Here is a 26,257-nt window from a genome sequence, read left to right as displayed (position 1 = left end):
TTTGCATTGTCTTATATTCAGCCCATGAATCATGAGTTACGGTTTTTGGAAACTTTCAAAAAACATGTGCCGCTGCCTGCGGCAGAATATTGTTGGAATTTATGGAAGGAAGTACCTTTTAATTTTTACATCACCCGTACCAGGCAGACTAAATTGGGGGATTTCAGGTACCGCAGGGATCAAAAAATCCAAACCATCACCATCAACCACGACCTGAACCCCTACCAATTTTTGATCACCTATGTCCATGAAGTGGCGCATTACAGGGCTTTTGAAAAATTTGGGCTAAGCATCAAGCCCCATGGATTGGAATGGAAAGCAACTTTCAGGGATTTGATTTCGCCGCTCTTGATCGATCAGGTTTTTCCCAAAGACATCCTGATTCCCCTCAAAAGGCATATTGCCAACCCAAAAGCAAGTTCAGGTGCAGATCTGTTTTTGAGTAAATCCATCAAGAGGTATGATGAAAACCGGGATTTTGATATTGCATTGCTTGCTGACCTGACACCGGGAACGTTTTTTGAACTGCAGGGCAGGTCTTTCAAGAAAGAGGAGACAAGGAGAACAAGGGTACTTTGTCAAGAGGTAAAAACGGGAAGGAAGTTTTTGATTTCAGCCCATGCTGAGGTGAAAAAAATCGACAAGAATTAAGCTTTTTCTTCTCCGATCTGATTTTCTTCCTGAGAAAAATCTTTGGGCTGAGGCAAATCCACCAATGAATTGATCCCGAAATATTCCATGAACTTTTCACTTGTTCCATACAGCAAAGGCCGTCCGACACTATCAGACTTTCCTTTGATGGTAATGAGTTCTTTTTCTAAAAGCTTTTGGATGGAATAATCACAATTCACGCCCCGGATATGTTCGATTTCGGTTTTGGTCACGGGCTGTTTGTAGGCAATGATGGACAATGTTTCCAATTGGGCGGTGGAAAGCCTCTTGTGGGATTGTTGTTTGAGAAGTATGGAGATACTTGCCTGGTAGGCGGGTTTGGTCAAAAACTGATACCCTCCTGCAAGGTTTTCCAAAGCAAAGGAGAAGTCCTCATGGTTATATTTAGTTTGCAAAGCATCAATCGCTTCCAAAATATGGGCAACAGGCACTTCTGATTCAAACATCTCCGTCAGGCATTTTTGAATTTCTTCAATACCCAACGGAGACGGTGAACAGAAAATCAGTGCTTCAATATGCTTTGGTAAAAAGTCCAATTATTTTTTGGCAAGCTTTGCCTCAATGGAATGCATCGTATGTGGTACAGCCCGGAGACGTTCTTTGGAAATCAATTTTCCGGTGTCTACACAAACACCATAAGTTCCGTTTTTGATACGGACCAGGGCATTTTCCAAATTGATGATAAATTTTTGTTGCCTGGCCGCAAGTTGACTCATGCTTTCCCTTTCCAAAGTATCGGCACCATCCTCCAACAATTTGGAAGTAGATGCAGTAAAGTCCGTACCGCTGTCATTTTTTTTGCTCAGGGTTTCCTTTAAGATTAACAACTCTTCTTTGGCAACACCGATCTTTTTCAAAATAATATCTTCAAATTCCTTCAATTCCTCAGGAGAATATGCGGTCTTTCCTTCTTGGTTCATAACTTTTCCTTTAATATGGTTGATTCCAATCATGTTTGGGGTGACTGAAAAGTTCCCTAAAATACACTTACCTATTTAAAATCAAAAATTATAAAAAGTTTATCCCTTGTTTTTTATTGGGTGAGCAGCATATGTAACCTTTTCTCTAACAGCTTTTCATCCAAATATAGCCTGTATTTGATGCTGAGGTACCGCTGGATTGTCTTTAAGCTTTTGCCTTTTTGGACAAAATATGTTTTGAGTGTCTGTGAAATTAGGTCAGGTTTCATTGGAGGAGAAATTTGGATGGCTTATTCCAAATTACAAATTTTATCCCATTTATCCCTACAATCTCAAAACCTGGTGCCCACAACCACGGTTTTTTTTATTTGGTCTACCTTCCCTTGCAAGTCAAAAATCTCCACCCATATGATATAAATTCCGGGTCTGACTTTGGCACCGTTGGCATTAGTTCCGTCCCAAAGGTAGAAACCTTCATTCCCCCAAACCGCATTTTGGAATAATTCCCTGATCAAAGTGCCGTCAATTCCATAAATCCTGATGGTGGCTAGTTTCCCTGGCTGATCGGATTTGTAGCTGATGGTGGTGTAAGGTTGGGTACCGGGGGCATCCGGCACAAAAACCTTTGGGTCGACCTCGATTCCTATCTGCCCGTTTCCTTCAAAAACATTGGAGTTTTGGTAACCCGGCGTTGCAAAACCTTCGGTCGAAGATGCAGAATGCCAATTGTTCGGATCATCGATTGGCTGAAAGGGTGAAAGTCTTTCCAATGAAATTCCCTTGGTTTCTTTCAGAAGCCTGTGGTGCATTTTTTCGGTGTAGCTCAGAATTTCTGCAATCGTTTCATCTGGATTTAACAAAACCACATTACCGGTAGAAATCGGATAACTTGGTATGGAAGAAAACTCCATAAACCTTTCCTCTTTGCTTTTGGGATATTCCTGTTTGAGTTTTTCTGCATCCGTTGTAAATACCAAAAAGGATCCCGGCCGGATAATATATTCCTCACTGAACAAAACCCGTCTGTTATCAACAGCGCTTTCATCGTCAAGATTTGCCAATTTCCAATCCTTCAGGTTAATGAATTTTTGGGAGGCATTGTAGATTTCAACAAACTTCGGCGCACCTGTGCGTGGATTAAAAAGGACTTCATTCAATACCAAGTCTCCTTTCTGTGCGGATAAAGGAATGACAAAAAACACCTTTTGGTCTGATTCAAATAAGTTTCCGGTACAATCCCTCAGATTAGTCACCCCCGATTCATAGTAAATTCCTTCAAGTATTTTTTCCTCAAACTCCAGAACCAATTCATTGGGGTTACTTCCGATTTTGATGCTTTGGATGGTAATCGAAGGCTGAAAATCGAAAGCGGACTGACTTAAATTTTGATTCAGGATTTTGGAAAAAACCAGAATAACAGTCTTCTCACCTGTTACTGTAGATTTGACAAATTGGAGTGGAATCAAATCAGGTATTTCTTCGTATACGGAATTTTGTTTTCCGGGAGTACCTCTTTTGGGATCTGCGGAAGGCTTGAGGTTGGTGGCAATATTGCAATCCAAATACGGGTTTACGATTTCCAAACTATAGCCACCCTGTGCGAAAGTACTTCCCCCGAATGTAGCTGTGGTATATGCCAAGCTGTCGATGACACGGTTTTCAGGATCAAGGATTTTCACCTGATCTCCGGAATTGAGCAATGTGGGCCAATTGGCTAATCCAAGTACCGATCCAAAATTCGCAAAAAGAGAAGCAGAGGTCCTAGGGGTCAGAATGAGGTATTTTCCCGGTTCCAAAAGGTAAGAGGGAAGCGTGGTTTTCCGCTTGGAATTGGCCAACTGAAATCCTCCCAAGTAGATAGATCGGTCGCCGGGATTGAAAATTTCGACATATTCCACATTTGGGAGTGTATTCCCTGAGCGCGGTGCAGGCATGGTTTCATTGACTACAATGTCCTTGAAGTTGAGTTGGGGTGGGGATTCAAAAAGAAAAGGAAAGGATTGGCTGCTTAAAAAGTTCCCATTTAAATCTGCCAAATTCTCCACTTGGAGGACATATTCTTTTCCTGATTCAAAATCAAAATCCCATTCCAATAAAGCCTGTGTGCCATTTTGTTGTAAAACCACAGAACGGGGATTTTGATCCAAGACGGAATAATTGGAAAAAACCGAGGCAAACACCATGTCCAAGGGTTCGGAAAAAATTGCCAAAACCTTATTGGTGGACAGGGGGATGATATTGACCAAAGCGGGCGGCGTGATGTCCCACACAAAATCCCTGGAAGAACCGGAAATGGGATATCCTCTTTCCGTTGTCCTTGTGGGAAGGTTCAACCTGTAGGTAAGACTTTCCTCAAAAGGTAGATTGCTTTTCAATTCGATTACCTCGGATTTGGGAAAACTGGTCTCAAAAACAAATTCAGGCTTTTCTTCGAGTTCAAAACTCAGGGTCTTCTGGTCTAAGGAAACCCGATGTTCAAGGTGGATGGTCTGGTCATCGATCAAAACAATTTCTTCCACAAAATCCGTGTAAAGGAGATTCATTTGGCCAGGTTCAGGATTGGCTTTTCCTGTTTGGTTCTGAATATTGGAAACCGAGAATTGAAAATTTCTGTCTAAGGGCAGTTCTTCGGAAAGCTTCAGAACGACTTCGAATCCGTTTGGCAACAACTCGACATTGAGCGGATTTTTGCCATTAATCAGAAAATGGGAGGTTTGGCTGACGGAAGCAGGAAGGTAAAATTGGCTGAAACTGACCTTCATTTGGTCTGACTTTTCCACCTGAAGATCTCCAATTTTGATGTGGGAATTGTCGAGTTCAAATTCAATCACCCCGGTAATCCGTCCGTTTTTTTCCTGGATATTTTCTAAAATGACCGCGACGTTTTCGCTATCGATCACCGAATTGGAATAAACCATAAAAGAGGAATCTGTGTAAAACAAAACTTCCTCCACCGGAAAATTGGTGATCGAAACCTGTTCCTTGGTCACCGCCGTTATTTCCCTGTCCAAGATCACCTCCACCGAATAGGGTGTCAATAGCTTTGCTTTTGTGATACGGACAGGATCGATCATTTCCTCCCCATCAAAAATCCCGAAGTCATCCATAAAGAACCGTGCCGCTGAACCTGTTCCCTGCCCATATTTAACTTCAATCTTGACCACAAGCTCGGCCAAATCATGAAATTCCTTCGGGATAGGAATTTCAAATAGTTGGTACTCATTGTTCTGATTGGAGAAAGTCTGGCTGCTTCCTACAGCTGTCAGATTTTGAAAAGTATCTGACAACGTTTTGGCGAATGAAATTTCAACTATTGCCGGCCTCGTACCGGTTCCGTTTTGATTTGATTTTGCGAAGAAGGCGATTTTCGGTTCGAACTTGCCCTGTGTTTCTGTTTTCAAATAAATGATTCCATTAAAGGAACTGATGGGTTGCACTGCCAAGGCCTTGGAGCCAAGCAGCCCTTCCCCTGATGCCTGAAAAACCCTTGCTGCAGTACTTCTCACCTCATTGGCGGACCAATTTTCCAGAAATTCCGCAGGGTGGTTGACAATTTGGAAGTTTGCTTCGAAATCCTGGATCTGGGAAAATCCCTTTTCCGATCCGAACATTCCCTGAAAGAGAAAGGTTATAAATAAGACTTTGACAAATAACCGGGATTCCATATGACTAAAAATAAAGAACAGGTTTTAGCCAATCCGATTTTAAACGTTTAAGTTGTATAAATTTCAAACCGACAAAAAATCAGCTGAATTATTGAAAATAAAGCAATTATCTATCGACTTGCTATCATTATTGAGAATTCTTGACTTACCTTTGCGGTTCAATTTTAAAAAAACAATCCAAAAACAAAATGAAACTAGCCGTTGTAGGAGCTACCGGATTGGTAGGCTCAGAAATCCTCGAGGTGCTGGAAGAGCACCAATTCCCATTTGATGAATTACTCCTTGTCGCAAGCGAAAGGTCTGCAGGTAAAAAGATGACTTTCAAGGGTAAGGAATACACGGTAATTGGATTGAAACAGGCTGTTTCTGAGAAGCCGGACGTTGCAATCTTTTCCGCCGGTGGAAGTACTTCCCTAGAATGGGCGCCTCAATTCGCCGAAGTAGGGACGATCGTGATTGACAATTCTTCCGCTTGGAGAATGGACCCGAGCAAAAAACTAGTGGTTCCTGAAATCAACGCCAAAGACCTGAGAATTGACGACCGCATCATTGCCAATCCAAACTGTTCTACGATCCAGATGGTATTGGCTTTGAATCCATTGAGGCTGAAATATGGCATCAAAAGAATCGTGGTATCCACTTACCAATCTGTGACCGGAACGGGCAAGGCAGCTGTGGACCAAATGATGGCTGAGCGTGCGGGTGTTCCTGCACAAATGGTCTATCCCCATAAAATTGACCTGAATGTATTGCCTCATATCGATGTTTTCCAACCAAATGGGTATACCAAAGAGGAGATGAAGATGATCAATGAGACCAAGAAAATCTTCAACGACAACAGTATCCAAGTGACTGCTACCACGGTCAGGGTTCCTACCATGGGCGGACATTCAGAAGCGGTAAACGTGGAATTCCATAAGGACTTTAATTTGAATGAGGTGAGGGCAATCCTTTCCAATACACCTGGCGTTATCTTACAGGACGATCCTGCCAACAACATCTACCCAATGCCACTGACGGCACACAAAAGGGATGAGGTATTTGTAGGCAGGCTGAGAAGAGATGAATCCCAACCGAATACTTTGAACATGTGGATCGTGGCGGATAACCTGAGAAAAGGAGCCGCTACCAATGCGGTGCAAATTGCAGAATACCTTATGGAACACAGCATGGCGTGATTGGGGGAAAAGACCGATGACCTATGACGGATGTTGATTAATGTTATTTTCAACATTTGACCATAACCCGTGATTTTCGATTTTTTCCATTTCAGCGGATAGGAATAATTGTCCACTTCTTTTGAAGCCCGGTTATAATCCACATTTTTGTCAGGTCATGGCCATTGAGAAATATACAGATGAATTGAAACAATTTGTGCAGGACCACCAATCGGAGGATCCTGCACAATTGCTTTTTGCCTATTCAGGAAAAACCGATTTTGACCTCAAAGCAGCTGTGCAGCAGATACAGTCCCGCCAAAAAGCCAAACACAAACTCCCTTCATGGACTGCCAATGAAGAAATTCTCTTTCCTGTTAGCATTTCATTGGAGCAAGCTTCTTCGGAAGAAACTGCCAGATTTAAATCAGCTTTGGTCAATGGGAAAACCATGATTGACCTAACAGGAGGATTTGGTGTGGATACTTTTTTCCTTTCGGAAAATTTCCAAAAAGCCATTTACTGTGAAAGGAACGGAGAATTGGCAGCCATCGCCCGTCACAATTTTGCCCTGCTCAAACCCGGAAAATTTGAAATTGTAGAAGGTGATTCTTTGGCATACTTTTCCAAATCAGATGAAATCTTTGACCTGACTTATGTGGATCCTGCAAGAAGGGGCGAACACAATCAGAAGCTGTACAAGTTGGCTGATTGCGAACCGGATATTGTCAGCAATTGGAGCCTCCTCCAATCGAAGTCCAATGCCATTCTGATCAAAGCGTCCCCGATGTTGGACATCAAGCAGGCGTTGCATGAAATTCCGGAGATCCAGAAAGTATGGATTATTTCCGTCAAAAATGAAGTGAAGGAAGTTTTGCTCCTTTGGGAAAAAGGAAAAGAAGCCGGGGAAAGAATTATCCAAGCGTTCGACTTGCAATCGGATGGTCCAAAGGGATTTTCTTTTACTTACGAAGAGGAGGAATCAAGCGAGAGCATATTCGGGGAGGTGGGTAAATTCCTGATCGAGCCCTATGCTTCGGTTTTGAAAGCCGGGGCATTCAAGAGTTTCGGGAAAAGGTTTGGACTGAAAAAGCTCCATCCCAATTCCCATCTGTATGCCTGTGAGGATTTGGCTCAGAGAATTCCCGGAAGGATATTCGAAGTAATCCAAGAAATCAGCAATCCCAAAAAAGAGCTGAAGCAACTGTTCCCTGCGGGAAAAGTCAATGTCATTACCAGAAATTACGCTTTATCTGCCGACGAACTCAAGAAAAAATACAAGCTTCAAGACGGTGGAAAGGAATTCCTGATCGGGACAAGAGTGGGGGAAAAGTTTGGGTTGTTTTTTTGTAGGACAATTTTTTAAAAAAAGGTTTCTCAATTGGGTGCAAAGGATTTAGAACTTCCCTGTTTTTGGCGGAAACCTTAATTTTCTCTAGGCATTTTCTCGGCCAAAAACGCGAGCCTGAATGGCGATCTTTTATCCCCGAGTTTCGTCCCTCACTCGGGGTAAATAAATATTTTGATCCCCTTGGGATCTTTTCGCTTATTGACTGGTAGAGTGAGTGAAGAAACTCAAATTGGATCAAGACTTTTATTATCTGTGCCCATCTATGAAATCTGTGGTTAAAAAACTCTTAAACTCCCCAAAGCTATTCCCCATCTCCAAAACTTGCTTTTTACCTTTCATAAAGGCCATCAATCTTTCTGGGATAGGTAAATCAATGCCCAAAGTTTCGTCTACCACGGATTTGAATTTGGCGGGATGGGCGGTTTCCAGGAAAATACCGACATATTCACCGGGATTCATTTTCATGTAATTCCTCAATCCCAAATAGCCCACAGCACCATGTGGATCCATGATATATCCCGTTTCTTCCTTGATTTGGACCATGGCTCTCTGGGTATCCTGATTGTCAAAATAAAAGCCTTTTACTTTACTGCGGAAAAGTTTTTCATCATTGCCATACAATGCCAAAAGCCTTGAAAAGTTGCTCGGATTGCCGACATCCATGCTGTTGCTGATGGTGGCCACTGAAGGCTTGGATTGAAATGGGTTTCCCTCCAAAAAATCCGGTACAACCCGGTTCACATTGGTAGAAGCAATAAAAGTGTCTATCGGCAAACCCATTCTCTCTGCCAAAATCCCTGCTCCGAGATTTCCAAAATTCCCACTTGGAACGGAGATCGCTAATTTTTTATTGTTCTTTGGAAGTCGGGAATAGGCATAGAAATAATACAGACACTGTGGAATCCACCTAGCCACATTGATGGAATTGGCGGAAGTCAACAACATTTTTTGGTTGAGTTCGGCATCGGAAAAGGCCTGCTTCACCAAAGTCTGACAGTCATCAAATACACCATCGACTTCAAGGGCGGTCACGTTTTCTCCCAAGGTGGTAAACTGCATTTCCTGCAATTTGCTCACTTTCCCTTTTGGATACAGGACAATGACCTCCACGCCTTTTACTTTAAAAAATCCATTGGCAACAGCACTCCCTGTATCACCGGATGTCGCCACCAAAACCCGGATTTTCCTTTCTTCTCCTTCCATCAGGATCCCCATCAACTTGGAGCAAAACCTCGCCCCAAAATCCTTGAATGCCAATGTCGGGCCGTGAAACAGTTCCAAGGCATAGACATCCTCCTCCACTTTTACCAATGGCGCATCAAAAGCCAAGGTATGGTCCACCAATTCTTTGATCTGATCTTTGGTCAAATCACCACTGAAAAGCGCCCCGATCACTTCATACCCGATTTCCCGGAAAGACATATTCGGCAACTTCTCAAAAAACTCCTTTGGCAAAACCGGAATTTCCGTAGGCATATACAATCCCTGATCCGGAGCAAGTCCTTTTACCACGGCATCTTTGAGGCTGACTATATGGTGGGGGTTGTTGGTGCTGTAGAAGGGCATGGGGGTTGGATGGGTTGTAGTGGTTGGAATTGTTGTCTGCTTCGCGTTGTCGGGCTGTTAAGTTGTCGGGTTTTAATTGTTGTATTAGTTGTAATTGTTGTAGTTGTTTTAGACCCTTCAACTTAATGGAATGCGAAGTATTAAGAGGTTTCTTTTGTTTTTGGTTTTTTGTTAACTGCTTACTGAGACTGCCAACTGCCTTTTCTCTCGCATCTCGTTTCTCGCAATTCGCTTCTTGATATTTGATACTTTTATCTAGATACTATGAATGCTCCCCGTTTATTCACTTCCGACACATACACATCTACGCCAAGGCCGATTTTTTGGAATACTTCTTTGGCTTTTTCACCTGCTTCATGTGCGATGTCCCCATTTGGAGAAAGGACAAATATGGTCGGTCCTGAACCTGATATTCCCGAACCCAAAGACCCGATGGACTTAATTGCGTCCCGCAATTCATAAAATCCCGGAATCAGCAATGCGCGGGAAGGCTCTGCGATGACATCTTTCAATGACCTGCTAAGCAAAGCCAAGTCTGACTTATACAATGCCGCTATAAACCCGGCAATATTTCCTGATTGCATCACGGACTCTTTGAGGGAAATCTGCTTGCGCAGCACACTTCTAGAATCGGATGTTTTCAATTCAATATGGGGATGGACCAAAGTACAAAAGATACCTTCAGGAACAGGAAGTTTGACAATATCCAATGGGTCATAATCCCTAATCAGCACAAAGCCTCCCAGAATAGAGGGTGCGACATTGTCCGCATGGGCTGAACCGCATGCGATCCGCTCTGATTCCATTGCAAAAGGAACCAACTCTTCTTTGGTAAATGGATTGCCCAAAAGCACATTCGCAGCTTCCAATGCCGCAGCGGCACTTGCAGCCGAGGAACCCATTCCTGAACCGAGCGGCAATCCTTTTTCAAGGAAAATATCAATGCCTTGCTTAGAACTTAATTTGTTGAGCATGGCCTGAATGGCTACAGAACAGGTATTCTTCTCCGGTTGCAAGGGAAGCTTTCCCCCATCCCCTTCGATACCTGTCACCCTCAATATCCCATCCTGATTGAAGGACACCGTCACCTTGTCGCCCAATCTATCGATGGCAAATCCAAGGATATCAAATCCGCAGGACACATTGGCGACAGTTGCCGGGGCGAAAGCTGTAACGAATTGTCCCATTATCTGGAGAAATTACCCAATCGTATCACATCTGCAAATACTCCGGCGGCGGTCACATCTGCTCCTGCACCCGGACCTCTGATGATCATCGGGAAGTCATGGTAGCGCTCGGTGGTAAACAAGATCATATTGTCAGATCCTTTCAAAGTATAGAAAGGATGCGTGCTGTCAAGAGAATTCAAACCCACTTTTGCTTTGCCGTTTTCCAAAGTGGCCATAAACCTGAGCTTCTCACCTTTGGATTTGGCTGTTTCCAGCATTTGGGCAAACTCACCATCGTGCGCCTGAAGTTTGACAAAAAACTCGTTTATTGAGGCTGTTTCCCTGCAATCTTCCGGTACCATACTTTGAATAGTAATATCTTCAAAGTGTAAGTCCTGCTCCGCTTCCCTTCCCAAAATCAGGATTTTACGCCCCACATCCATGCCGCTTAAATCATCCCTTGGATCCGGTTCGGTGTAGCCTTTTTCCTTGGCAATTTTGACTACTTCGGAAAAAGGAGCTCCTTTTTCCAATTCGCTGAAAATATAATTCATCGATCCGCTCAACACTGCCTCAATCCGCAACACCTTGTCTCCGCTCAGCATGAGGTCCTGAAGGGTGTTGATGACCGGAAGGCCTGCAGCCACGTTGGTTTCATAGAGAAACTTCACTCCCCGCTTGTAGGCGAGTTTTTTCAGGGATTTGTAATTCTCCAAAGACCCTGAGTTGGCTTTTTTGTTTGGAGTGACAATTGCCACTTTGGCTTCCAAAACCTGCTCGTAGGTATCTGCCACCGCCTGACTTGCTGTGCAATCCACAAAAACCGTGTTGGAGAAATTCATGTCCTCCATCTGTGTGATAAACTTTTGTAAATCCATCGGCTGTGCACCTTTGGCATCTTCAGGTGCCGGGCAATTGGCAAGGTCAAAACCATCTTCATGGAAAGCCATAAATCTTGAATTGGCAATGCCGTGGATCTGCACATCCAAATCGTTTTCCTTTTGAAGCTTCTTTCTTTGCAGGGAAATCATTTTGATCAAAGCCTTTCCGATCAATCCGACCCCTACCAAAAAGACGTGTAGGACTTTGTTTTCGGAAAGGAAAAATGCCTCATGGAGTGCGTTGAGGGCTTTTTGAAGGTCAGCTTGGGAGACGACAGCAGAGATATTCAATTCTGAGCTTCCCTGCGCAATGGCATATACGTTGACATTGTTTCTGCCCAAAGCCATAAACATCCTGCCACTCGCACCGGGATTGTGTTTCATATTTTCTCCCACCGCTGCGACTACTGCCATCTCCGACACCACAATCACAGGATCCATTTCTGCGTTACGGATTTCATTGATAAATTCCTTTTCTATCACTTCTTTGGCAAGATGGACTTCATTGGTACGGATGGCCACACAGATGCTGTGCTCTGAAGAAGCCTGACTGATGAGGATGACATTGACACCGGCATCTGCCAAAGCCCCAAAAACCCTACGGCTCACTCCGACCACCTCAATCAATCCTGCCCCCTGAATATTCAGAAGTGATATTCCTGCCAAAGAAGAAATCCCTTTGATCAGTTTTCCGGTTGGCGCGTCACTGTTGATCAGGGTTCCGGGGTGCTCGGGTTCAAAGGTGTTTTTGATGTAAATCGGAATTCCCTTGCGCATCGCAGGCTGCATGGTGGCAGGGAAAATTACTTTTGCCCCAAAGTGGGAAAGCTCCATGGCCTCGTTGTATGTCAACTGAGGAATGGTAAAAGCTGAATACACGAGTCTTGGATCCGAAGTCATCACGCCGGACACGTCTGTCCAAATCTCCAAAGTATCTGCAGTAAGGGCTGACGCAAAAATTGCAGCAGTATAGTCCGAGCCGCTTCTACCTAGGGTGGTGGTTTCGCCTTTTTCGGTGGAGGCTACAAAGCCAGTGATGATTTTCATCCCGGGATGGGAGTGGAAATAATCCTGGATCAGGTCATTGGTGACTGGAAAATCTACCTTGGCATTGCCAAAGCGGTTATTGGTACGGATGACTTCCCGCGCATCGAGGTAGTGGGTATCCAAACCTTCGACTTTCAAGGCTTCCGCCAAAACGAATGCAGACAACCTTTCGCCAAAACTTCCCACATAATCCAAAGTCTTGGGAGAACATTCTTTGATCAGGTAAATACCATGGAAAAGGTCCTCCAATTCATTGAAGCGGACTTTTACATAAGTCAGGACGGTGGATTGCTGCTGAATCGGTATCAGTTGTCTGACCAAATCGTAATGCCTGTCTTCCAAAACCTTGATCTCATCGGTGTAGGATTTGTCACCTTCGCGGGCCTTGACCGCACTTCGGAGCAAAACTTCCGTGACGCCTCCCAATGCAGAAAAAACAACTGCGATTTCATCCTTCTTGGCCTGTTTCTTAATGATCTGAAACACCTTCCGGATATTTTCCTGATTGGCTACTGACGATCCTCCGAATTTTAAGATTTTCATAAAAATGAATTTTTTGATTTTGGTGAATATAATATGCTGTTGAGGTCCAAAATGGACCTAAAGATAAGGGGTCTATATGGATTTGAAAACGGGATTACCCCGTAATGGTGGTGGTTATAAAAAACATGGAAGTAGATCCACCCAAAACACAGCTTTCTCCGGCAAGGGAGAGATTCCAATTATTGAGGTCATTTGCTGTGAAAAACATAAAATGCTTTTTTTTGATGCGGCAATCTTAAGGACAATTTCCCGAAATGCAAAAATGTTTTGCTGTTATTTTAAAGAATCAGGAGTTTGATTACCATTTCATCAGCCAATATGGAGAAATCTTAATTTAATTTTAATGTTTTGTACAAAATATTATTTGGATATTGGAATACTGACCTGACTTGGGATAACGGCCGTTATTCTTCAGTCTTCAAAAAATCCTCGCGCATGGGACTGAACACATCGATCAACACCCCAGGCTCGATGCACACCACTCCATGCATCACATGTGGCTTGACATAGTACCCATCCCCTGTTTTGATCCTTTTTGTTTCCACACCAATGGTCATATCAAAAATACCGCTTTCCACATACGTCACCTGACTATGATGATGGCTGTGTAGGTTACCGATCGCGCCCGCCTCAAATTTGACTTTGACCATCATGACCTGCTCATCATGACCATACATTTTCCTTTGGATTCCCTGATCGGCTTCTTGCCATGGCAGATCATTTTCAAATTGAAATGGCGTACTTTTCATGGGGTTAAAATAAAGGATTGAAATTTGATTTTTTTGGAATTCCCTCACTAAATTAGGTCAACTCTTTACATGTAATCTTATGAAAAAATTATCAGGTATCTTTATTTTGACGATTTTCCTGGGTTTATCTTCCTGTAGCTCGGTTGGAAATTTGAACCCGCTGAGTCTTTTGACCGGAAACAATTGGGTGCTGAACTCCATGTTGGGAAAAGCTTTGGATCCTGCAAAGTTCGCAGGAGGTCTCCCTTTTCTCAATTTTCAGGAAGGTGGAAAACTGGCAGGTTTTGCGGGATGCAATAATTTCAACGGCAACTTCAACCTTGAAGGAACATCCCTGAAATTGGACCCGGGTGCCATGACCAGAAAAGCCTGTCCGGGAGATGGAGAAAAAAATTTCACCTCCGCCCTATCCCAAGTTGCCAACTTCAAAGTCAACAAAAACAAACTTACCTTACTCGACGGCGCCGCCAAAGAACTGATGAGCTTTATTCCGCAGGCGAAACCTTAACCATTTTATGGCGATAGGTAAGAGGTAAAAAGTAAAAGGCGGGTCAGAAAAAATGACCTGCCTTTTTCATTTACCAATTACTTTTAACCAATAACCAAATTATTTCCTCACCCTACTCCACACCTTCGTCGTAAATCTCGGTTTGTCGTCCATCACATTGAGGTCATCTTCACTGATTCTTTTGACGCTTTCGATGGTGTAGAATGCTTTGTCATTGATTGACTTTACTTTTCCGATAAAACCGGTGAGGTCATCCCTCTTCATAACGGTAAAAAGTAGGTTTACTTTTCCATAGCGTCCTTCGGCACCTACAGAGGTAAACCTAAAATTATGCTCTTTCATGTATTCTATGAGAGTGGGCATCGGTTCGGGAGTGATCACTCGGACCAAGACTCTTCCCAAAGCGAGTTTCTCCTCAATCGTCATACCGACAAATGTTCCCATCGCAAATCCTCCTGCGTAAGCCACATAGGACATGGGGTTGTCGATATTCTGAAATATCTGCCCGATTGCCAAAAGCCAGATCAGGGACTCGAAAAAACCCAAAATTGGAGCGATTTTCTTTTTGCCGTTCATGACAAACATGATCCTGAGCGTGTTGATAGACACATCCATCACCCTGGCACAAAAAATCAGGATTGGCATAATCACGTAATTGAATACTTCAGGCGGGATCCCCAACGAAGTAAAATACTCTTGCATCGCAGTTTATTTTTTTACAAAGGTAACAGCTTCACAAGTTGGAAACGTTCGAAACCAAAGATTATTCTTTGAATTCGTCCACTGTCCACTGACGACGGTCAACAGCTGGCTTAAGTGAACTTCAAGCCATCTAATTTTTAAGAAAAGGGATTTTGACAACTTGCGTTTTGGAAATCAGATGACTTTGGCGACTCCGGATTTTGCTCCAAAATAGATAAACAATACAGAGCAGGTGAGCATCAGGTAGATGAGAAAATCCCAATCGTGAAAAATATCAAAGGTAATCCCAAAAAGCAGCGGTCCTAATGCTGCAAGGTAATAACCGGTGGATTGGACCATTCCGGATAGTGAGGCAGTAGTTTTTTGATGGTGGGTTCGCAATCCGATCAAGGTATAGGCAAGGGAAACACTTGAACCCAATCCCAATCCCGCCAAGGCAAGTCCGGCATAATTCACCCAATGGTTTTGGCTGAAAAGAGAGGAAAAGCCGATCAGGTACATGCAACCTATCACCACGACGATACCGACTTGGTCCTTGAATCGGACCGCAATCATCGGCGCCAAAAATGAACCGATCAATCCGATCATCTGCATGATGGAAAGGATCAATCCTGCCTCAACTGCTGAAAATCCCCTAGAAACCAACATATCAGGAAGCCAGGCAATGATGGTAAAATACAGCAAAGACTGCACGCCCATAAATAGGCAGATATTCCATGCCAAGCTCGATTTCCAGACATTTACCTTTGCATGGGTATCTACAGTCTTTTTGTTTTTGGGATGAAGCTTGACCTGAGGCCACCAAATCAAAATCCCCAATACCAACAATCCCGCCCAAGTCAACAGCGATCCTCTCCATCCCCAACCCAAGTCAATGGCCATGGGGGCAGAAATGCCGGATGCCACGGCTGCAAATAAACTCATGCCTGTTGTATAGGACGCAGTAATCAGCCCGATCTGGGTGGGCAAAAGGTGCTTGATCAAAGGAATCAACAACACATTGCAGATGACAATCCCGATTCCGGTCAGGCCTGTGCCTATAAAAAGCCATTCCGGACCTCCCTGAACCCTAATGACTGTCCCGATAAGGATTAGAGCCAAGGCATAAAGGATGGCTTTTGAGTTGCCGAGTTGCTTTCCTATGGCTGCCGAAAAAAGAGAAAACGTAGCAAAGGTCAACAGTGGCAAGGTGGTGAGAAATCCTGCCCAACCATTGGAAAGGCCCAAGTCCTCCCGGATCATGGGTATCAATGGTCCGACGGCAGTAATGGAAGGTCGCAAGTTGAAAGAAACCAACAAAATCCCCAAAATCAGGAACCAAGGTTTTTTGTAGAAAGGTTGGGGATAGGGAGTCAACTGGGTTTGATATTTATAGGAGGTTCCATTTTTTTAAAAAAAATAGAGACGAGAAGCGAGAATGAATACAAGGTAATTTTTCAATTTTCAAATCTTCCAATCTTCCAATTCTACCCTATGAATTCTCCTCCACCAAATCCTTGACACAGGCCACCCAAGTATCTCTTGAGTTTAAGCTTGGAACCAAATCCCATTTTTCACCGCCAAGTTCTTCAAATTGCTCCTTGTATTCTTCGCCTACCTCCACGGTAGTTTCCAAGCAATCCGCCACAAAAGCAGGGGAGAAAACGAGTACTTTTTTTACTCCTTTTGCGGATAATTCCTTGATCAGGTCTTCGGTATAGGGTTTGATCCAAGGGTCTTTCCCGAGTCGGGACTGGAAGCAGGTCACAACTTTATTTTCCGGCAAACCCAATTTGGCAGCGATCAATCTTGTGGTATGGAAGCACTGACCGCGGTAGCAGAACTGGTTTTTCTTGGTATAGTTGCCACAGCATTTGTCACTGAGTTGGCAGTATCCATCCACAGAACCTTTTCGGATCTGTCGCTCCGGAAGTCCATGGTAAGAAAAAAGGTAAGTATCGTATTCTTCCTTTTCCATCATTTCTTTTCCCAATTCGGTCCATGCCTGCACAAAAAGCGGGTGATCGACGAAGTTGTTGATAAAAGTGATATTCGGGATGATCTGCCAGGTACGTGCTATTTCCATGACCTTGTCTACCACAGAACCGTTGGTAGCGGAAGCGTATTGCGGGAAAAGCGGAAGTACGATGATTTTTTTGACATTGGCTTTGTTCAGCTTTTCCAGGCCTTGTTCGATACTTGGCGTCTGATAGCGCATGGCAAATTCCACATGGTATTTTTCAGGGTCCAAGACTTTGATAAGTTTCTCGGTCAGGTCTACGGTATGGTACATCAGCGGTGAACCCCTTTCGGTAAAAAGTTTTCGGTATTCATGCGCGGATTTTGGAGCACGGAATGGTGCGATGATGAGGTTGACCAATGCCCATCTTGGGATAAATGGAAAATCGATAACCCTTCCATCCATCAAAAATTCCCTTAAATATTTCCTGACATCGCCGGTGGCTGTACTGTCGGGAGTTCCGAGGTTGACCAATAGCACACCGATTTTTGCTTTATTTTTACTCATTTCTGTTTCGAATTCTTTATAATTTTAAAGAGAACCAAATAACAGGCTTTTGGTTGGAAAATGCCAATGGATTTAGATAAAGAGTGGATAGACTTATCTCATGATGGATCAGGAAATGATTTGGCTATTACTATTCTATGGTAAAAAGATTTTGTCTTAAAAAACTTGATTTTTAAAAGATCTTTAGAACTTTACTTAAAGTTCATTCCAACAAAAGATGTCTAAAATAAAAAAGTACTAGTGGATTTTAATTTTAACCCCAGTATCTTTTTTGGTACAGTATTTTTTATCTGATTCCACATTTAGCCTTTCAATAGTAAATACATTTTTCCAACTGATATCCTCTGGCCTTATTGGATGGGTTTTCACACAATATTGGAATAAATACTACAATTCCTCTAGGGTTACTTGGTGGACAAGGTTTTATTTATTGATGATTATCGGGTCATTGATTTTGGCTTTTCTTGATTATATGGAGCATGGAATAAATACTGCACATTGAATTTTCAGGCAGGGATAATGTTTGAATGGAATTATATCCTTGAATAAAGGATTATGTTTCTCAATTACAGCCACTATTTCTAAACAATTGTTATTTCAGCCGATAAAATCAAAATTTTTTTAAGGTTTTACCTTTAGTCACTTTTTGTCTTGAAACAAAAAGTAACCAAAAAGTTCAAGAAATTTTAATCCTCCCACCCACACAGCCCGCGCCGGCCCGGAAAAATTTCTTCCTCCCCACAGTAGTTCCATTATAAAATTTCTCTAAAGAAGGAAATTCAGAAATCCGTTAATAAATTGATATCCGGTCAATGGAAGAAAAAAAAGGAAGCAGATTGAATACCTGCTTCCCTTTCTTTTTCTTCTTTTGTCAAGCATACATTTCCTAAAGAGATCCTTCGGTCTTATCTCCTTCCCAATGACGAATTTTTCTGCGCCGTCACTCTGAGTGTAACGAAGAGTCTCTCCTAAAATAAAAGGGATCCTTCAGTCGTACCTCCTTCAGGATGACGCTATCAAAAACTGATTACTGCATACTGAGACTGCTTACTTCTTAGAAGCCGCTTTCTTCATTGGATTATCTCCGGCAGAAGCGCCTCTCACTCTTCCTCCTCCTTTGAACATCTCAAACCTGCTTGGCGCATGCTGTCTTGGCCAGGCATTGTTGGATTCGTCGATGTCAGCAGTCTCGCGGTACGGATCGAGGACAATGCTTTTTACTTCTTTTTTCTTGGCAAATACCTTGCTTACCTCAGATTCATTCAATCTCCAGATTTCGGCAGGGATTCTTTCGACCTCAGAAGTTCCGTCTGCATAGTTGAATTGAATGATCAAAGGCATCACCAATCCACCCACATTCTTGAATTTCATTTCGTAGAAATTCATACCTGAGTTGACCAATTCTTTTTCCTTTGGATTGAGGCTTGCCATAAAATCCCTGTAGGCTTTTTCATCCTCAGGAGTCACAGAAAACGGATTGTAGCTATTGTAAAAGTCCTTGGTACTTGGATCGGCTTCCACCACAGTTTGCGGAATGTCCTTTCGGTTGTACTCTTTGCTGACATAAGTTTCCTCTTTGTCAAATTCCTTCTTTTGGTCTGCTTTTTTCTCTGCCGGAGTTCTGTTGTCGAGTTTGTACCAGCTTACTGTTTCCAAAGAGATGTCAACCGGCTCAGTACCATAGAACCAACCTCTCCAAAACCAATCCAAATCCACTCCTGAAGCATCTTCCATTGTCCTGAAGAAATCTTCGGGAGTTGGATGCTTGAACATCCAACGTGTCGCATATTCCTGATACGCAAAGTCAAAAAGCTCGCGGCCCATAATGGTTTCTCTCAGGATGTTCAATGCCGTTGCAGGTTTTGCGTACGCATTTGGTCCAAATTGGATGATGTTTTCTGAGTTGGTCATGATCGGCTCGAGGGTGCTTTTTTCACTCGCCATGTAAGGGGCGATTTTATGGGCAGGACCTCTCCTTGATGGATAGTCTCTGTCCCACTCCTGCTCGGCTAGGAACTGCATGAAAGTATTCAAACCCTCATCCATCCAAGACCACTGTCTTTCGTCTGAGTTGACGATCATCGGGAAGTAATTGTGTCCCACTTCGTGGATGATCACGGAGATCATGCCGTATTTGACTGCATCGGAATAGGTACCGTCCGCATCGGGACGTCCATAATTGAAACAGATCATTGGGTATTCCATGCCGTTGGTAGCCTCCACAGAGATTGCCACAGGGTATGGATAATCAAAAGTTCTAGAAGAATAAGACTTCAAAGTATGGGCAACCACTTTGGTAGAATACTGTCCCCACAGCGGATTGGCTTCTTTGGCATAGTAAGACATGGCCATTACCTCATTGCCACCTTGCTTCACCGCCATAGCATCCCAAATGAATTTGCGGGAAGAAGTCCAGGCAAAATCCCTTACGTTTTCAGCATGGAATTCCCAGGTCTTTTTGTCCTTGGCTTTGGTTTTTTCTAATTTTTCGGCTTCTGCTTGGGTACGGATTACCACAGGCTTGTCAAAAGTCTTCTGTGCAGCCTTCCAACGGTCGAGTTCTGTTGCGCTGAGTACATTGTCCGCATTTTGCAAAACCCCTGTAGAACCGACCATGTGGTCAGCAGGAACGGTGATCTTCACTTTGTAATCTCCGAATGTCAAAGCAAATTCCCCTCTTCCGACGAATTGCTTGTGTTGCCATCCTTGGAAATCTGAGTAAACAGCCATTCTTGGAAACCATTCAGCCATGGTATAGAGGTAGTTTCCGTCTTTTTCAAAATACTCATATCCAGGACGTCCGCCGATGAAGCTCATCCTGTCATGGATATTGAAAGTCCAATCCATGGTAAATTCTGTCTTCTGACCGGGCATCAGCGGCTGTGGCAAATCCACACGCATCATGGTTTTGACGATGGTGATCGGAATATCTTTTCCGGAAAGGTCTTTCACAGAAAGGATTTTATATCCCAAATCCAGGTCATGCCAAAGAATGCCTTCCAATTGACGGAGGTTCATTCTTTCATCGATATTGCTTTGAGCAATTTTTGGGGTGTTGGAATCTTTCGCCCTTTCGTTTTGATCGAGTTGGATCCAAAGGTATTTGAGCGGATCAGGGGAATTGTTGTAGTAAGTGACTTTCTGCCAGCCTTTGATGGATTGGTTTTCGTCATTCAGTTCTACTTGGATTTCGTGATCGGCTTTTTGCTGCCAATATTGGTGTCCTGGTGCACCTGATGCAGTGCGGTACACATTTGGACTGCGGAGCATGGGGCCGAGCTGCTCAAAACGCTCTGCATGGTTTTGCTCTGACCATTGTGCCAAAGCCGGCAGGGAGAGCATTAAGCTAAAAGCAATAATTGCTCCTGATAAGATTCTTTTCATATTATGGTAATTATTCTAAAGCGGGTGAATTCTGAAATCGGTATAATTTTAATCCAAACTCGAATTAATACTTTTTTTATAAATGATGTATTCAATATTTTACCAAAGGCAAATTTTATTTTGGCTACCAAAACTTGGTATCAATCATCATCATGACAGCCATCCCCAATACGATGGAAGAGATAACAAGCGCCCAATCCTTTCTGTTTACGCCAACGAGGCCTACAAGCAATCCGGCAACTACCACCGTGATCGTCACGATAACCAACTGCCCTACTTCCAAACCAAGGTTGAAAGCAAGTAATGGTTGGAAAATCGATGCTTCCTTGCCCAAAAGTGACCTGAGGTAATTGGAAAAACCCAATCCGTGGATCAAGCCAAAGAAAAGCGCAAAGACATAATTGATCTGAATGCCTCTGCCCGAACTTGGTTTTGGGCTGAAAATATTGCTCACTGCAGTCACCGCAATGGTAACCGGAATCAGAAATTCGATCCAGTCAGAATTGACTTTTACCAACTTCAGCGTTGCCAAAGCCAAGGTAATCGAGTGACCAATGGTGAATGCGGTAACCAAAATCAAGATTTTTTTCCAGTCCCTCGTCACGTAAATCGCACAAAGCGCCACCACGAAGAGGATATGGTCAAATCCTTTTAAATCCAATATATGTTGAATGCCTAACTGAAAATACAGCTGAAACTGTCCCATTTGCGTTTTTTGATTATTGTGCCCAAAAGGCGCACAAGACTATTTGATTTCTGTCTAATTTGCAAAGAAAATAAAATATGGTGACCCAAATGCAATTCAATTACATATTCATGTTCTTTTTGGGATGGAAGGTCTTATTTCATCCCTTCTACATCAGTCTGACCGAAATCCGCTACAACCAAACCAACCAAAGTCTTGAAATTGCCCAAAAGATATTTTGGGACGACCTGGAAATTGCTTTAGGAGAAAAATTCAACACCAAAGTGGATTTCCTGAATCCAAAAAATAAAGCTGACCTGGAGAAAATGGTAAAAGCTTACCTTTTGGAGAAAAACGAAATCAAGGTCAATGGTCAAACAGCAAAACTATCCTATTTGGGATATGAGATCGAGGAGGAAGCGGCATGGTTCTATTTGGAAGCATCAAATGTTCCTCTACCAAAAAATGTTGGAATCAAAAATGAGGTTTTGATCTCCAATTTTGAAAGCCAACAAAACATCATTAATTTTTATCTGGAAAAAAGTCCGAAAAGCCTGATATTATACAAAGACAATGAAAAGGGAGAACTGAATTTTTGAGGGCTTTATAATTTCAATAATCATAGTATAAGAAACTTCGCTATCAAGAAGTATTAAATAGACCAGTGTATTTTAAACAAAATCCCGTTTTGAATCAAAAATTCTAGACGGAACTGTTCATTTTTCTCAAATTCTTGTCATTAACTTTACTCTATAACCTAACCGAAAATGCGTATAATCAAATTCAAAACCCGTTTAACTTTTCTGTTAGGTTCTGTAATGCTTTTAGGGTGTTTCCTTGACAACAATTATGTTTCAGCCCAAGTCAACCGGACTCAGCCCAACGTGTTGAATTATATGGACTCCACCGATCTGATCCAAGTCATCAGGAGAAATAAAGCCGCAAAAGATGCAGCATCCGGGATGCCCCAAAAAGGAAAACTGATGTACTTTTTGGTCCCGACTATTGGGTCCAATCCATTATTGGGATTCTTTTACGGAGTAGGATTCACAGGAGCCATGTATTTGGGGGATCCCAAGACCACCAATGTTTCCAACATCACCAGCTCGGTTTCTCTCACCACCAAAAACCAGGTCATTGCCAATATCCGGGGGACCATCATGACCAATGAGAACAAATGGGAAATGCTCGTCGATATCAAATATGCCAAGTTTACGGAGAACACCTATGGCTTGGGAAGCGACAACAACCAACCGGTACAGGATGCCTGGAATATTGGAGAATTTGTGACGAGTGGAATTGAAGGATCTCAGCCTTTGGAATTCAATCAGCTCAGGTTTCATTATACGGCCTTAAGATCCATCGGCAAAAAAATATACGCAGGGATCGGTTATCACCTCGACGCGCATATCAATATCAAAGATCTCCTGCTTGATTTGGAGGCCCCAGAACCGGTCATTACAAGTCACTACGGGTATTCATGGGTTTACGGAATCGACCCCACAGGATATAAAACCTCCGGCACTAGTGTCAACTTTGTCCTCGATAGTAGGGACCATACTGTCAATACCTATTCAGGAAAATTTTTGCAGGTTTCCTACCGTGTCAATTCAAGATTTCTTGCCTCAAGTACGAATTTTGATCAGTTGTATCTGGAAACCCGTCTGTTCAAAACCTTGTCCCCCAATAGGCCACGGCACATTCTTGGATTTTGGGGCATCGGACATTTCATTTTGTCGGGCGAAGTTCCTTACATGCACTTGCCATTCAATGCAAGTGACATGAGGAATCGGATGGGTAGAGGATATGTTGCAGGAAGGTTTAGAGGCCCAAATTGGGTATCGGCAGAGGGAGAATATAGGTTTCCTGTTACAAGAAATGGGCTGATTGGCGGGGTTTTGTTTGGAAGTATCACCTCTACCTCCAGAAATGCACTTCAGGTATTTGACATTGACGCTCCCAAGCTTAATTTATTTGAAGCGACAAAACCGGCCGGAGGATTTGGTGCAAGAGTGATGTTAAATAAAACCGGAAGGCTGAATCTAGCCGTGGATATGGCTTTTGGACAAAACGGTTCTAGGGGATTCTATTTTGCGATCGGCGAAACTTTTTGATTTCTCGTCATCAAACTAATTTATGGATTTCCTGAATAGAAAAGTCGGGAAAAATGCCCCAATCAAACAATTAGGTTGAAAAAGCCGATCATTGAATTGACCAAAACAATAACGCATATTTTAGACTGAATTCCAAAATTCTCTTTCTCATTGGGAATTCCGATAAAAGCAATACAGCAAAACGAAAGCATTATGTTTGACACAAGAAAGTAATTCATTCCTGCTTCCATTTCCTGAAAAAACAACCCGATAAAAATAAACCTGAGGAAAATAAGTAATGCTACCGCAAACAGAAACAGCCTATCTTTTTCCGGCTTTTTACTTTTAAATCCCTCGTAAATAAATATCACTGCGACAAACAGCTCAGCTAAAAACCCAATTATTGAAAATATCGGTTTCCAACTTCCAAGTATTTGAAGTCTAACCAAAAGGTAAGATTCCGAAAATAAAAAAAGCCAAAGTGGAATCGTATAAATTGATCTTTCAGATGTTTTTAATGACCATCCAATAAAGATCAAAAGGAGGCCTTTCATGAAATAAAATAACAACGGGAAATGGATTTGGTCAGAAAACGACATAATAAACCACGCTAAAGTGAAGGAGTAGTGTCAATAAACGCTTAAAAAAAAGCCCCGTGTTCTCACTCACTTCTGCATCACCGTTCCACATTTTTTGCACTTGGTTTGCTCGGGATTATTCCAAAACCGCTCCATGATCGGAGGAAGTTGGTTGACGATATCGGTGATTTCGGCATATTCCTCATAGAGCTTGTTGCCGCAGTTTTCACAGTGCCAGATAAATCCATCTTTCTCTCCCGCTCTTCGGTACCGCTCAAAAACCAACCCGATCGTATTCGCAGGTCTTCTTGGTGAATGGGGCATTCTAGCCGGAAGGAGGAACATTTCACCTTCTTTGATCTGCACCTCTTTTACCTCGCCTTCATCGACAACCTTCAAGGTGATATCCCCTTCGATCTGATAAAAAAATTCCTCGCCCGCATCATAGTGGAAGTCTTTCCTCGAATTGGGTCCGCCGACGACCATGACGATAAAATCATCATTGCCCTGATAGATGACCTGATTTCCGATAGGGGGCTTGAGCAGGTGACGGTTTTCTTCGATCCACTTTTGAAAATTGATAGGTTTGGAAATGGACATTTTTTTATTGGTTTAAAGAAAAAAACAACAGATGACTGACTTAGGTTTTCATCTGCAATGAATTTTAAAAGTATAAAAAAACTCTCATTTTATGCCTTACTTTGAGGCTCAATCCTTCTGATTTATGAATCTTCCCATCATCGATACCCATTGCGACATCCTATCTTACCTGGCCAAAATCCCAAATGCCGCCCCTGACAAATCCAGCGACATTGCCTGTGCGCTGCCTTTATTGAAAAAAGGTAATGTCAAAATGCAGGTCTGTGCCATCTACACAGATGTCGCTGCGGGAAGCATGGAATCCGCCACCCGCCAAGCAGAAAAGTACAGGATGCTGCTCAGGGATTACGCAAAGGACGTTTCTCAGGTGGACAAAGGTTTTTTGGAAAGCATGGATTTGGACAGTAAGATCGGTCTGATCGCAGCGGTTGAAAATGCTGCAGGATTGGCAGATGAAAAAGCACCGATTGCGGCAGCTTTTGACCAATTGGAAAACCTGATCAAGCTGACTTCTAAAATTGTCTACATCAGCCTTACCCACCATACCGAAAACAGGTTTGGCGGCGGCAATTACACCGAAGGCATCGGCCTGAAAGATGACGGAAAGAAGATTTTGGATTATATCTCAGGCAGGAACATCGCCATTGACCTGTCGCATACTTCTGATTTATTGGCGGAAGGAATCCTGAAGCACATCGATACCAACAAACTTCATATCCCTGTCATCGCAAGCCATTCCAATATGCGGAGCATTTGGAAACATAAGAGGAACCTTACGGATGAATTTGCCCAAGAGGTAATCAGGAGGAAAGGAATCATCGGCATCAACTTCCTGAGGGCATTTTTGGATGATAAAAATCCTGAAACGATCATCGACCATATCCTTCACGGAATCGAAATCGGCGGGGAAGATTGTCTCTGTTTCGGTGCAGATTTCTTCTATACCAAGGATTTCCCTGACAAAAAGCGCCATCCATTTTATTTCCCTTTGGTCGAGGACGCCTCCAAATATCCTTCCTTTTTGGATGAATTGTCGGATCTTCTTCCTCCATCACAATTGGAAAAATTAGCCTACAAAAACTGTCAGCGGTTTTTTAAAACCTTTCTTTAAAATACCAACAGATTTAGTATTGATTCTAAGCCAAAGTGAGTGTCCTCATTCAATTTCGTTTTAAGTTGAATTGAGGAGGACGTCAGTGAAGTCACTGGCGACACCGGTTTTTTAAGGATTTGTTGTAAGAGAATGAATATGAAGGAAAACCTATATGGTTATTTGAAATACTAACAGTTGGATTTCGGATAACCAAAGTATTAAATTATCAATAACCAAAATCAAAATTTCAAGAGTTCAAATTTCTTTATCCTTTCAATATTTAATTTGCAAAAAATGCAAAAATAAAAATCTTAACTTGGATATTTTCCTAAAACAATCAATTTTAATTCTATTTAATAGCTTTTTTATTGTCGAAATTTCATAAAAA

General features: G+C 42.7%; 21 protein-coding genes. 7 read left to right on the top strand and 14 right to left on the bottom strand.

The window, feature by feature from the left end; genetic code table 11:
- Positions 1–24: 24 nt before the first annotated feature.
- On the top strand, positions 25–651 hold the full coding sequence (locus tag DQW11_RS08535; RefSeq protein ID WP_113923724.1) for a SprT-like domain-containing protein: 627 nt from the start codon (positions 25–27) through the stop codon (positions 649–651).
- On the opposite strand, the gene scpB is transcribed toward DQW11_RS08535, so the two are convergent.
- From scpB to DQW11_RS08520, 4 genes are all read right to left on the bottom strand, one after another.
- Entirely contained in the window at positions 648–1,208 is a 561-nt protein-coding gene (scpB, locus tag DQW11_RS08530) for an SMC-Scp complex subunit ScpB (protein ID WP_113923627.1), read from the bottom strand. The two genes, DQW11_RS08535 and scpB, sit on opposite strands and share 4 nt — an antisense overlap.
- Complete coding sequence (locus DQW11_RS08525; RefSeq protein WP_113923723.1) at positions 1,209–1,592, bottom strand: TraR/DksA family transcriptional regulator; 384 nt, start codon at positions 1,590–1,592, stop codon at positions 1,209–1,211.
- A 113-nt stretch (positions 1,593–1,705) separates the two neighbouring features.
- Positions 1,706–1,861: a hypothetical protein gene (locus tag DQW11_RS22375; protein ID WP_198669870.1), complete on the bottom strand. Its 156-nt coding sequence runs from the start codon at positions 1,859–1,861 to the stop codon at positions 1,706–1,708.
- A gap of 63 nt (positions 1,862–1,924) precedes the next feature.
- On the bottom strand, positions 1,925–5,257 hold the full coding sequence (locus DQW11_RS08520) for a lamin tail domain-containing protein (protein WP_113923626.1): 3,333 nt from the start codon (positions 5,255–5,257) through the stop codon (positions 1,925–1,927).
- 188 nt (positions 5,258–5,445) lie between these two features.
- On the opposite strand from DQW11_RS08520, the gene DQW11_RS08515 reads away from it, so the two are divergent.
- On the top strand, positions 5,446–6,435 hold the full coding sequence (locus DQW11_RS08515) for an aspartate-semialdehyde dehydrogenase (protein WP_113923625.1): 990 nt from the start codon (positions 5,446–5,448) through the stop codon (positions 6,433–6,435).
- A 157-nt stretch (positions 6,436–6,592) separates the two neighbouring features.
- Positions 6,593–7,780, top strand: coding sequence for a class I SAM-dependent methyltransferase (locus DQW11_RS08510; RefSeq protein ID WP_113923624.1), 1,188 nt, complete (start codon positions 6,593–6,595; stop codon positions 7,778–7,780).
- Positions 7,781–8,011: 231 nt separating this feature from the next.
- Here DQW11_RS08510 and thrC read toward each other — a convergent pair whose 3' ends face one another.
- The 4 genes from thrC to DQW11_RS08490 all read right to left on the bottom strand — a co-directional run bounded on the left by thrC (position 8,012) and on the right by DQW11_RS08490 (position 13,720).
- Positions 8,012–9,331 carry a threonine synthase gene (gene thrC, locus DQW11_RS08505; RefSeq protein ID WP_113923623.1) on the bottom strand — a complete coding sequence of 440 codons (1,320 nt, stop codon included), beginning with the start codon at positions 9,329–9,331 and terminating at the stop codon, positions 8,012–8,014.
- A 251-nt stretch (positions 9,332–9,582) separates the two neighbouring features.
- Positions 9,583–10,518 carry a homoserine kinase gene (locus DQW11_RS08500; RefSeq protein ID WP_113923622.1) on the bottom strand — a complete coding sequence of 312 codons (936 nt, stop codon included), beginning with the start codon at positions 10,516–10,518 and terminating at the stop codon, positions 9,583–9,585.
- Complete coding sequence (gene thrA / locus DQW11_RS08495; RefSeq protein WP_113923621.1) at positions 10,518–12,971, bottom strand: bifunctional aspartate kinase/homoserine dehydrogenase I; 2,454 nt, start codon at positions 12,969–12,971, stop codon at positions 10,518–10,520. The genes DQW11_RS08500 and thrA overlap by 1 nt, the downstream gene beginning before the upstream one ends.
- 404 nt (positions 12,972–13,375) lie before the next feature.
- Entirely contained in the window at positions 13,376–13,720 is a 345-nt protein-coding gene (locus DQW11_RS08490; protein ID WP_113923722.1) for a cupin domain-containing protein, read from the bottom strand.
- Between the two features lie 79 nt (positions 13,721–13,799).
- Between DQW11_RS08490 and DQW11_RS08485 the strand changes: the two genes are divergently transcribed.
- Positions 13,800–14,228 (top strand): META domain-containing protein, encoded by a 429-nt coding sequence (locus DQW11_RS08485; protein ID WP_113923620.1) that lies wholly within the window; start codon positions 13,800–13,802, stop codon positions 14,226–14,228.
- 99 nt (positions 14,229–14,327) lie between these two features.
- Here DQW11_RS08485 and DQW11_RS08480 read toward each other — a convergent pair whose 3' ends face one another.
- The 5 genes from DQW11_RS08480 to DQW11_RS08460 form a co-directional block, all read right to left on the bottom strand.
- Positions 14,328–14,930, bottom strand: coding sequence for a DUF2179 domain-containing protein (locus tag DQW11_RS08480; protein ID WP_113923619.1), 603 nt, complete (start codon positions 14,928–14,930; stop codon positions 14,328–14,330).
- 174 nt (positions 14,931–15,104) lie between these two features.
- Entirely contained in the window at positions 15,105–16,286 is a 1,182-nt protein-coding gene (locus DQW11_RS08475) for a CynX/NimT family MFS transporter (RefSeq protein ID WP_113923618.1), read from the bottom strand.
- A gap of 115 nt (positions 16,287–16,401) precedes the next feature.
- Positions 16,402–17,436 carry a ferrochelatase gene (hemH, locus tag DQW11_RS08470; protein ID WP_113923617.1) on the bottom strand — a complete coding sequence of 345 codons (1,035 nt, stop codon included), beginning with the start codon at positions 17,434–17,436 and terminating at the stop codon, positions 16,402–16,404.
- Between the two features lie 1,047 nt (positions 17,437–18,483).
- Entirely contained in the window at positions 18,484–20,820 is a 2,337-nt protein-coding gene (locus tag DQW11_RS08465; protein WP_113923616.1) for a M1 family metallopeptidase, read from the bottom strand.
- Between the two features lie 124 nt (positions 20,821–20,944).
- The gene (locus DQW11_RS08460) at positions 20,945–21,526 is read right to left on the bottom strand and encodes a HupE/UreJ family protein (protein WP_113923615.1); all 582 of its coding nucleotides are present in this window, start codon (positions 21,524–21,526) and stop codon (positions 20,945–20,947) included.
- Positions 21,527–21,615: 89 nt separating this feature from the next.
- Between DQW11_RS08460 and DQW11_RS08455 the strand changes: the two genes are divergently transcribed.
- Together DQW11_RS08455 and DQW11_RS08450 are read left to right on the top strand one after the other, a co-directional pair.
- Positions 21,616–22,104 (top strand): DUF6702 family protein, encoded by a 489-nt coding sequence (locus DQW11_RS08455; protein ID WP_113923721.1) that lies wholly within the window; start codon positions 21,616–21,618, stop codon positions 22,102–22,104.
- A gap of 168 nt (positions 22,105–22,272) precedes the next feature.
- Entirely contained in the window at positions 22,273–23,619 is a 1,347-nt protein-coding gene (locus DQW11_RS08450) for a BamA/TamA family outer membrane protein (protein ID WP_157966074.1), read from the top strand.
- A 644-nt stretch (positions 23,620–24,263) separates the two neighbouring features.
- On the opposite strand, the gene DQW11_RS08440 is transcribed toward DQW11_RS08450, so the two are convergent.
- A complete protein-coding gene (locus DQW11_RS08440) occupies positions 24,264–24,776 on the bottom strand; it encodes a 3-hydroxyanthranilate 3,4-dioxygenase (protein ID WP_113923612.1) in 513 nt (170 codons plus the stop codon).
- Between the two features lie 124 nt (positions 24,777–24,900).
- Here DQW11_RS08440 and DQW11_RS08435 point away from each other — a divergent pair, with 124 nt between their 5' ends.
- A complete protein-coding gene (locus tag DQW11_RS08435) occupies positions 24,901–25,887 on the top strand; it encodes a dipeptidase (protein WP_113923611.1) in 987 nt (328 codons plus the stop codon).
- Positions 25,888–26,257: the final 370 nt, after the last annotated feature.

Source organism: Cognataquiflexum aquatile (assembly GCF_003316845.1).
In the GTDB taxonomy this organism is placed as follows: domain Bacteria; phylum Bacteroidota; class Bacteroidia; order Cytophagales; family Cyclobacteriaceae; genus Cognataquiflexum; species Cognataquiflexum aquatile.
This window is presented reverse-complemented; position numbering and strand designations above follow the sequence as displayed.

What these genes read in the sequence shown, in the direction of transcription:
- DQW11_RS08465 (WP_113923616.1), bottom strand. Translation starts at nt 20,820, where the DNA reads ATGAAAAGAATCTTATCAGGAGCAATTATTGCTTTTAGCTTAATGCTC.
- thrC (WP_113923623.1), bottom strand. Translation starts at nt 9,331, where the DNA reads ATGCCCTTCTACAGCACCAACAACCCCCACCATATAGTCAGCCTCAAA.
- DQW11_RS08525 (WP_113923723.1), bottom strand. Translation starts at nt 1,592, where the DNA reads ATGAACCAAGAAGGAAAGACCGCATATTCTCCTGAGGAATTGAAGGAA.
- DQW11_RS08440 (WP_113923612.1), bottom strand. Translation starts at nt 24,776, where the DNA reads ATGTCCATTTCCAAACCTATCAATTTTCAAAAGTGGATCGAAGAAAAC.
- DQW11_RS08515 (WP_113923625.1), top strand. Translation starts at nt 5,446, where the DNA reads ATGAAACTAGCCGTTGTAGGAGCTACCGGATTGGTAGGCTCAGAAATC.
- thrA (WP_113923621.1), bottom strand. Translation starts at nt 12,971, where the DNA reads ATGAAAATCTTAAAATTCGGAGGATCGTCAGTAGCCAATCAGGAAAAT.
- DQW11_RS22375 (WP_198669870.1), bottom strand. Translation starts at nt 1,861, where the DNA reads ATGAAACCTGACCTAATTTCACAGACACTCAAAACATATTTTGTCCAA.
- DQW11_RS08480 (WP_113923619.1), bottom strand. Translation starts at nt 14,930, where the DNA reads ATGCAAGAGTATTTTACTTCGTTGGGGATCCCGCCTGAAGTATTCAAT.
- DQW11_RS08490 (WP_113923722.1), bottom strand. Translation starts at nt 13,720, where the DNA reads ATGAAAAGTACGCCATTTCAATTTGAAAATGATCTGCCATGGCAAGAA.
- DQW11_RS08510 (WP_113923624.1), top strand. Translation starts at nt 6,593, where the DNA reads ATGGCCATTGAGAAATATACAGATGAATTGAAACAATTTGTGCAGGAC.
- DQW11_RS08455 (WP_113923721.1), top strand. Translation starts at nt 21,616, where the DNA reads ATGCAATTCAATTACATATTCATGTTCTTTTTGGGATGGAAGGTCTTA.
- DQW11_RS08450 (WP_157966074.1), top strand. Translation starts at nt 22,273, where the DNA reads ATGCGTATAATCAAATTCAAAACCCGTTTAACTTTTCTGTTAGGTTCT.
- DQW11_RS08460 (WP_113923615.1), bottom strand. Translation starts at nt 21,526, where the DNA reads ATGGGACAGTTTCAGCTGTATTTTCAGTTAGGCATTCAACATATATTG.
- DQW11_RS08485 (WP_113923620.1), top strand. Translation starts at nt 13,800, where the DNA reads ATGAAAAAATTATCAGGTATCTTTATTTTGACGATTTTCCTGGGTTTA.
- DQW11_RS08435 (WP_113923611.1), top strand. Translation starts at nt 24,901, where the DNA reads ATGAATCTTCCCATCATCGATACCCATTGCGACATCCTATCTTACCTG.
- hemH (WP_113923617.1), bottom strand. Translation starts at nt 17,436, where the DNA reads ATGAGTAAAAATAAAGCAAAAATCGGTGTGCTATTGGTCAACCTCGGA.
- DQW11_RS08500 (WP_113923622.1), bottom strand. Translation starts at nt 10,518, where the DNA reads ATGGGACAATTCGTTACAGCTTTCGCCCCGGCAACTGTCGCCAATGTG.
- DQW11_RS08520 (WP_113923626.1), bottom strand. Translation starts at nt 5,257, where the DNA reads ATGGAATCCCGGTTATTTGTCAAAGTCTTATTTATAACCTTTCTCTTT.
- DQW11_RS08535 (WP_113923724.1), top strand. Translation starts at nt 25, where the DNA reads ATGAATCATGAGTTACGGTTTTTGGAAACTTTCAAAAAACATGTGCCG.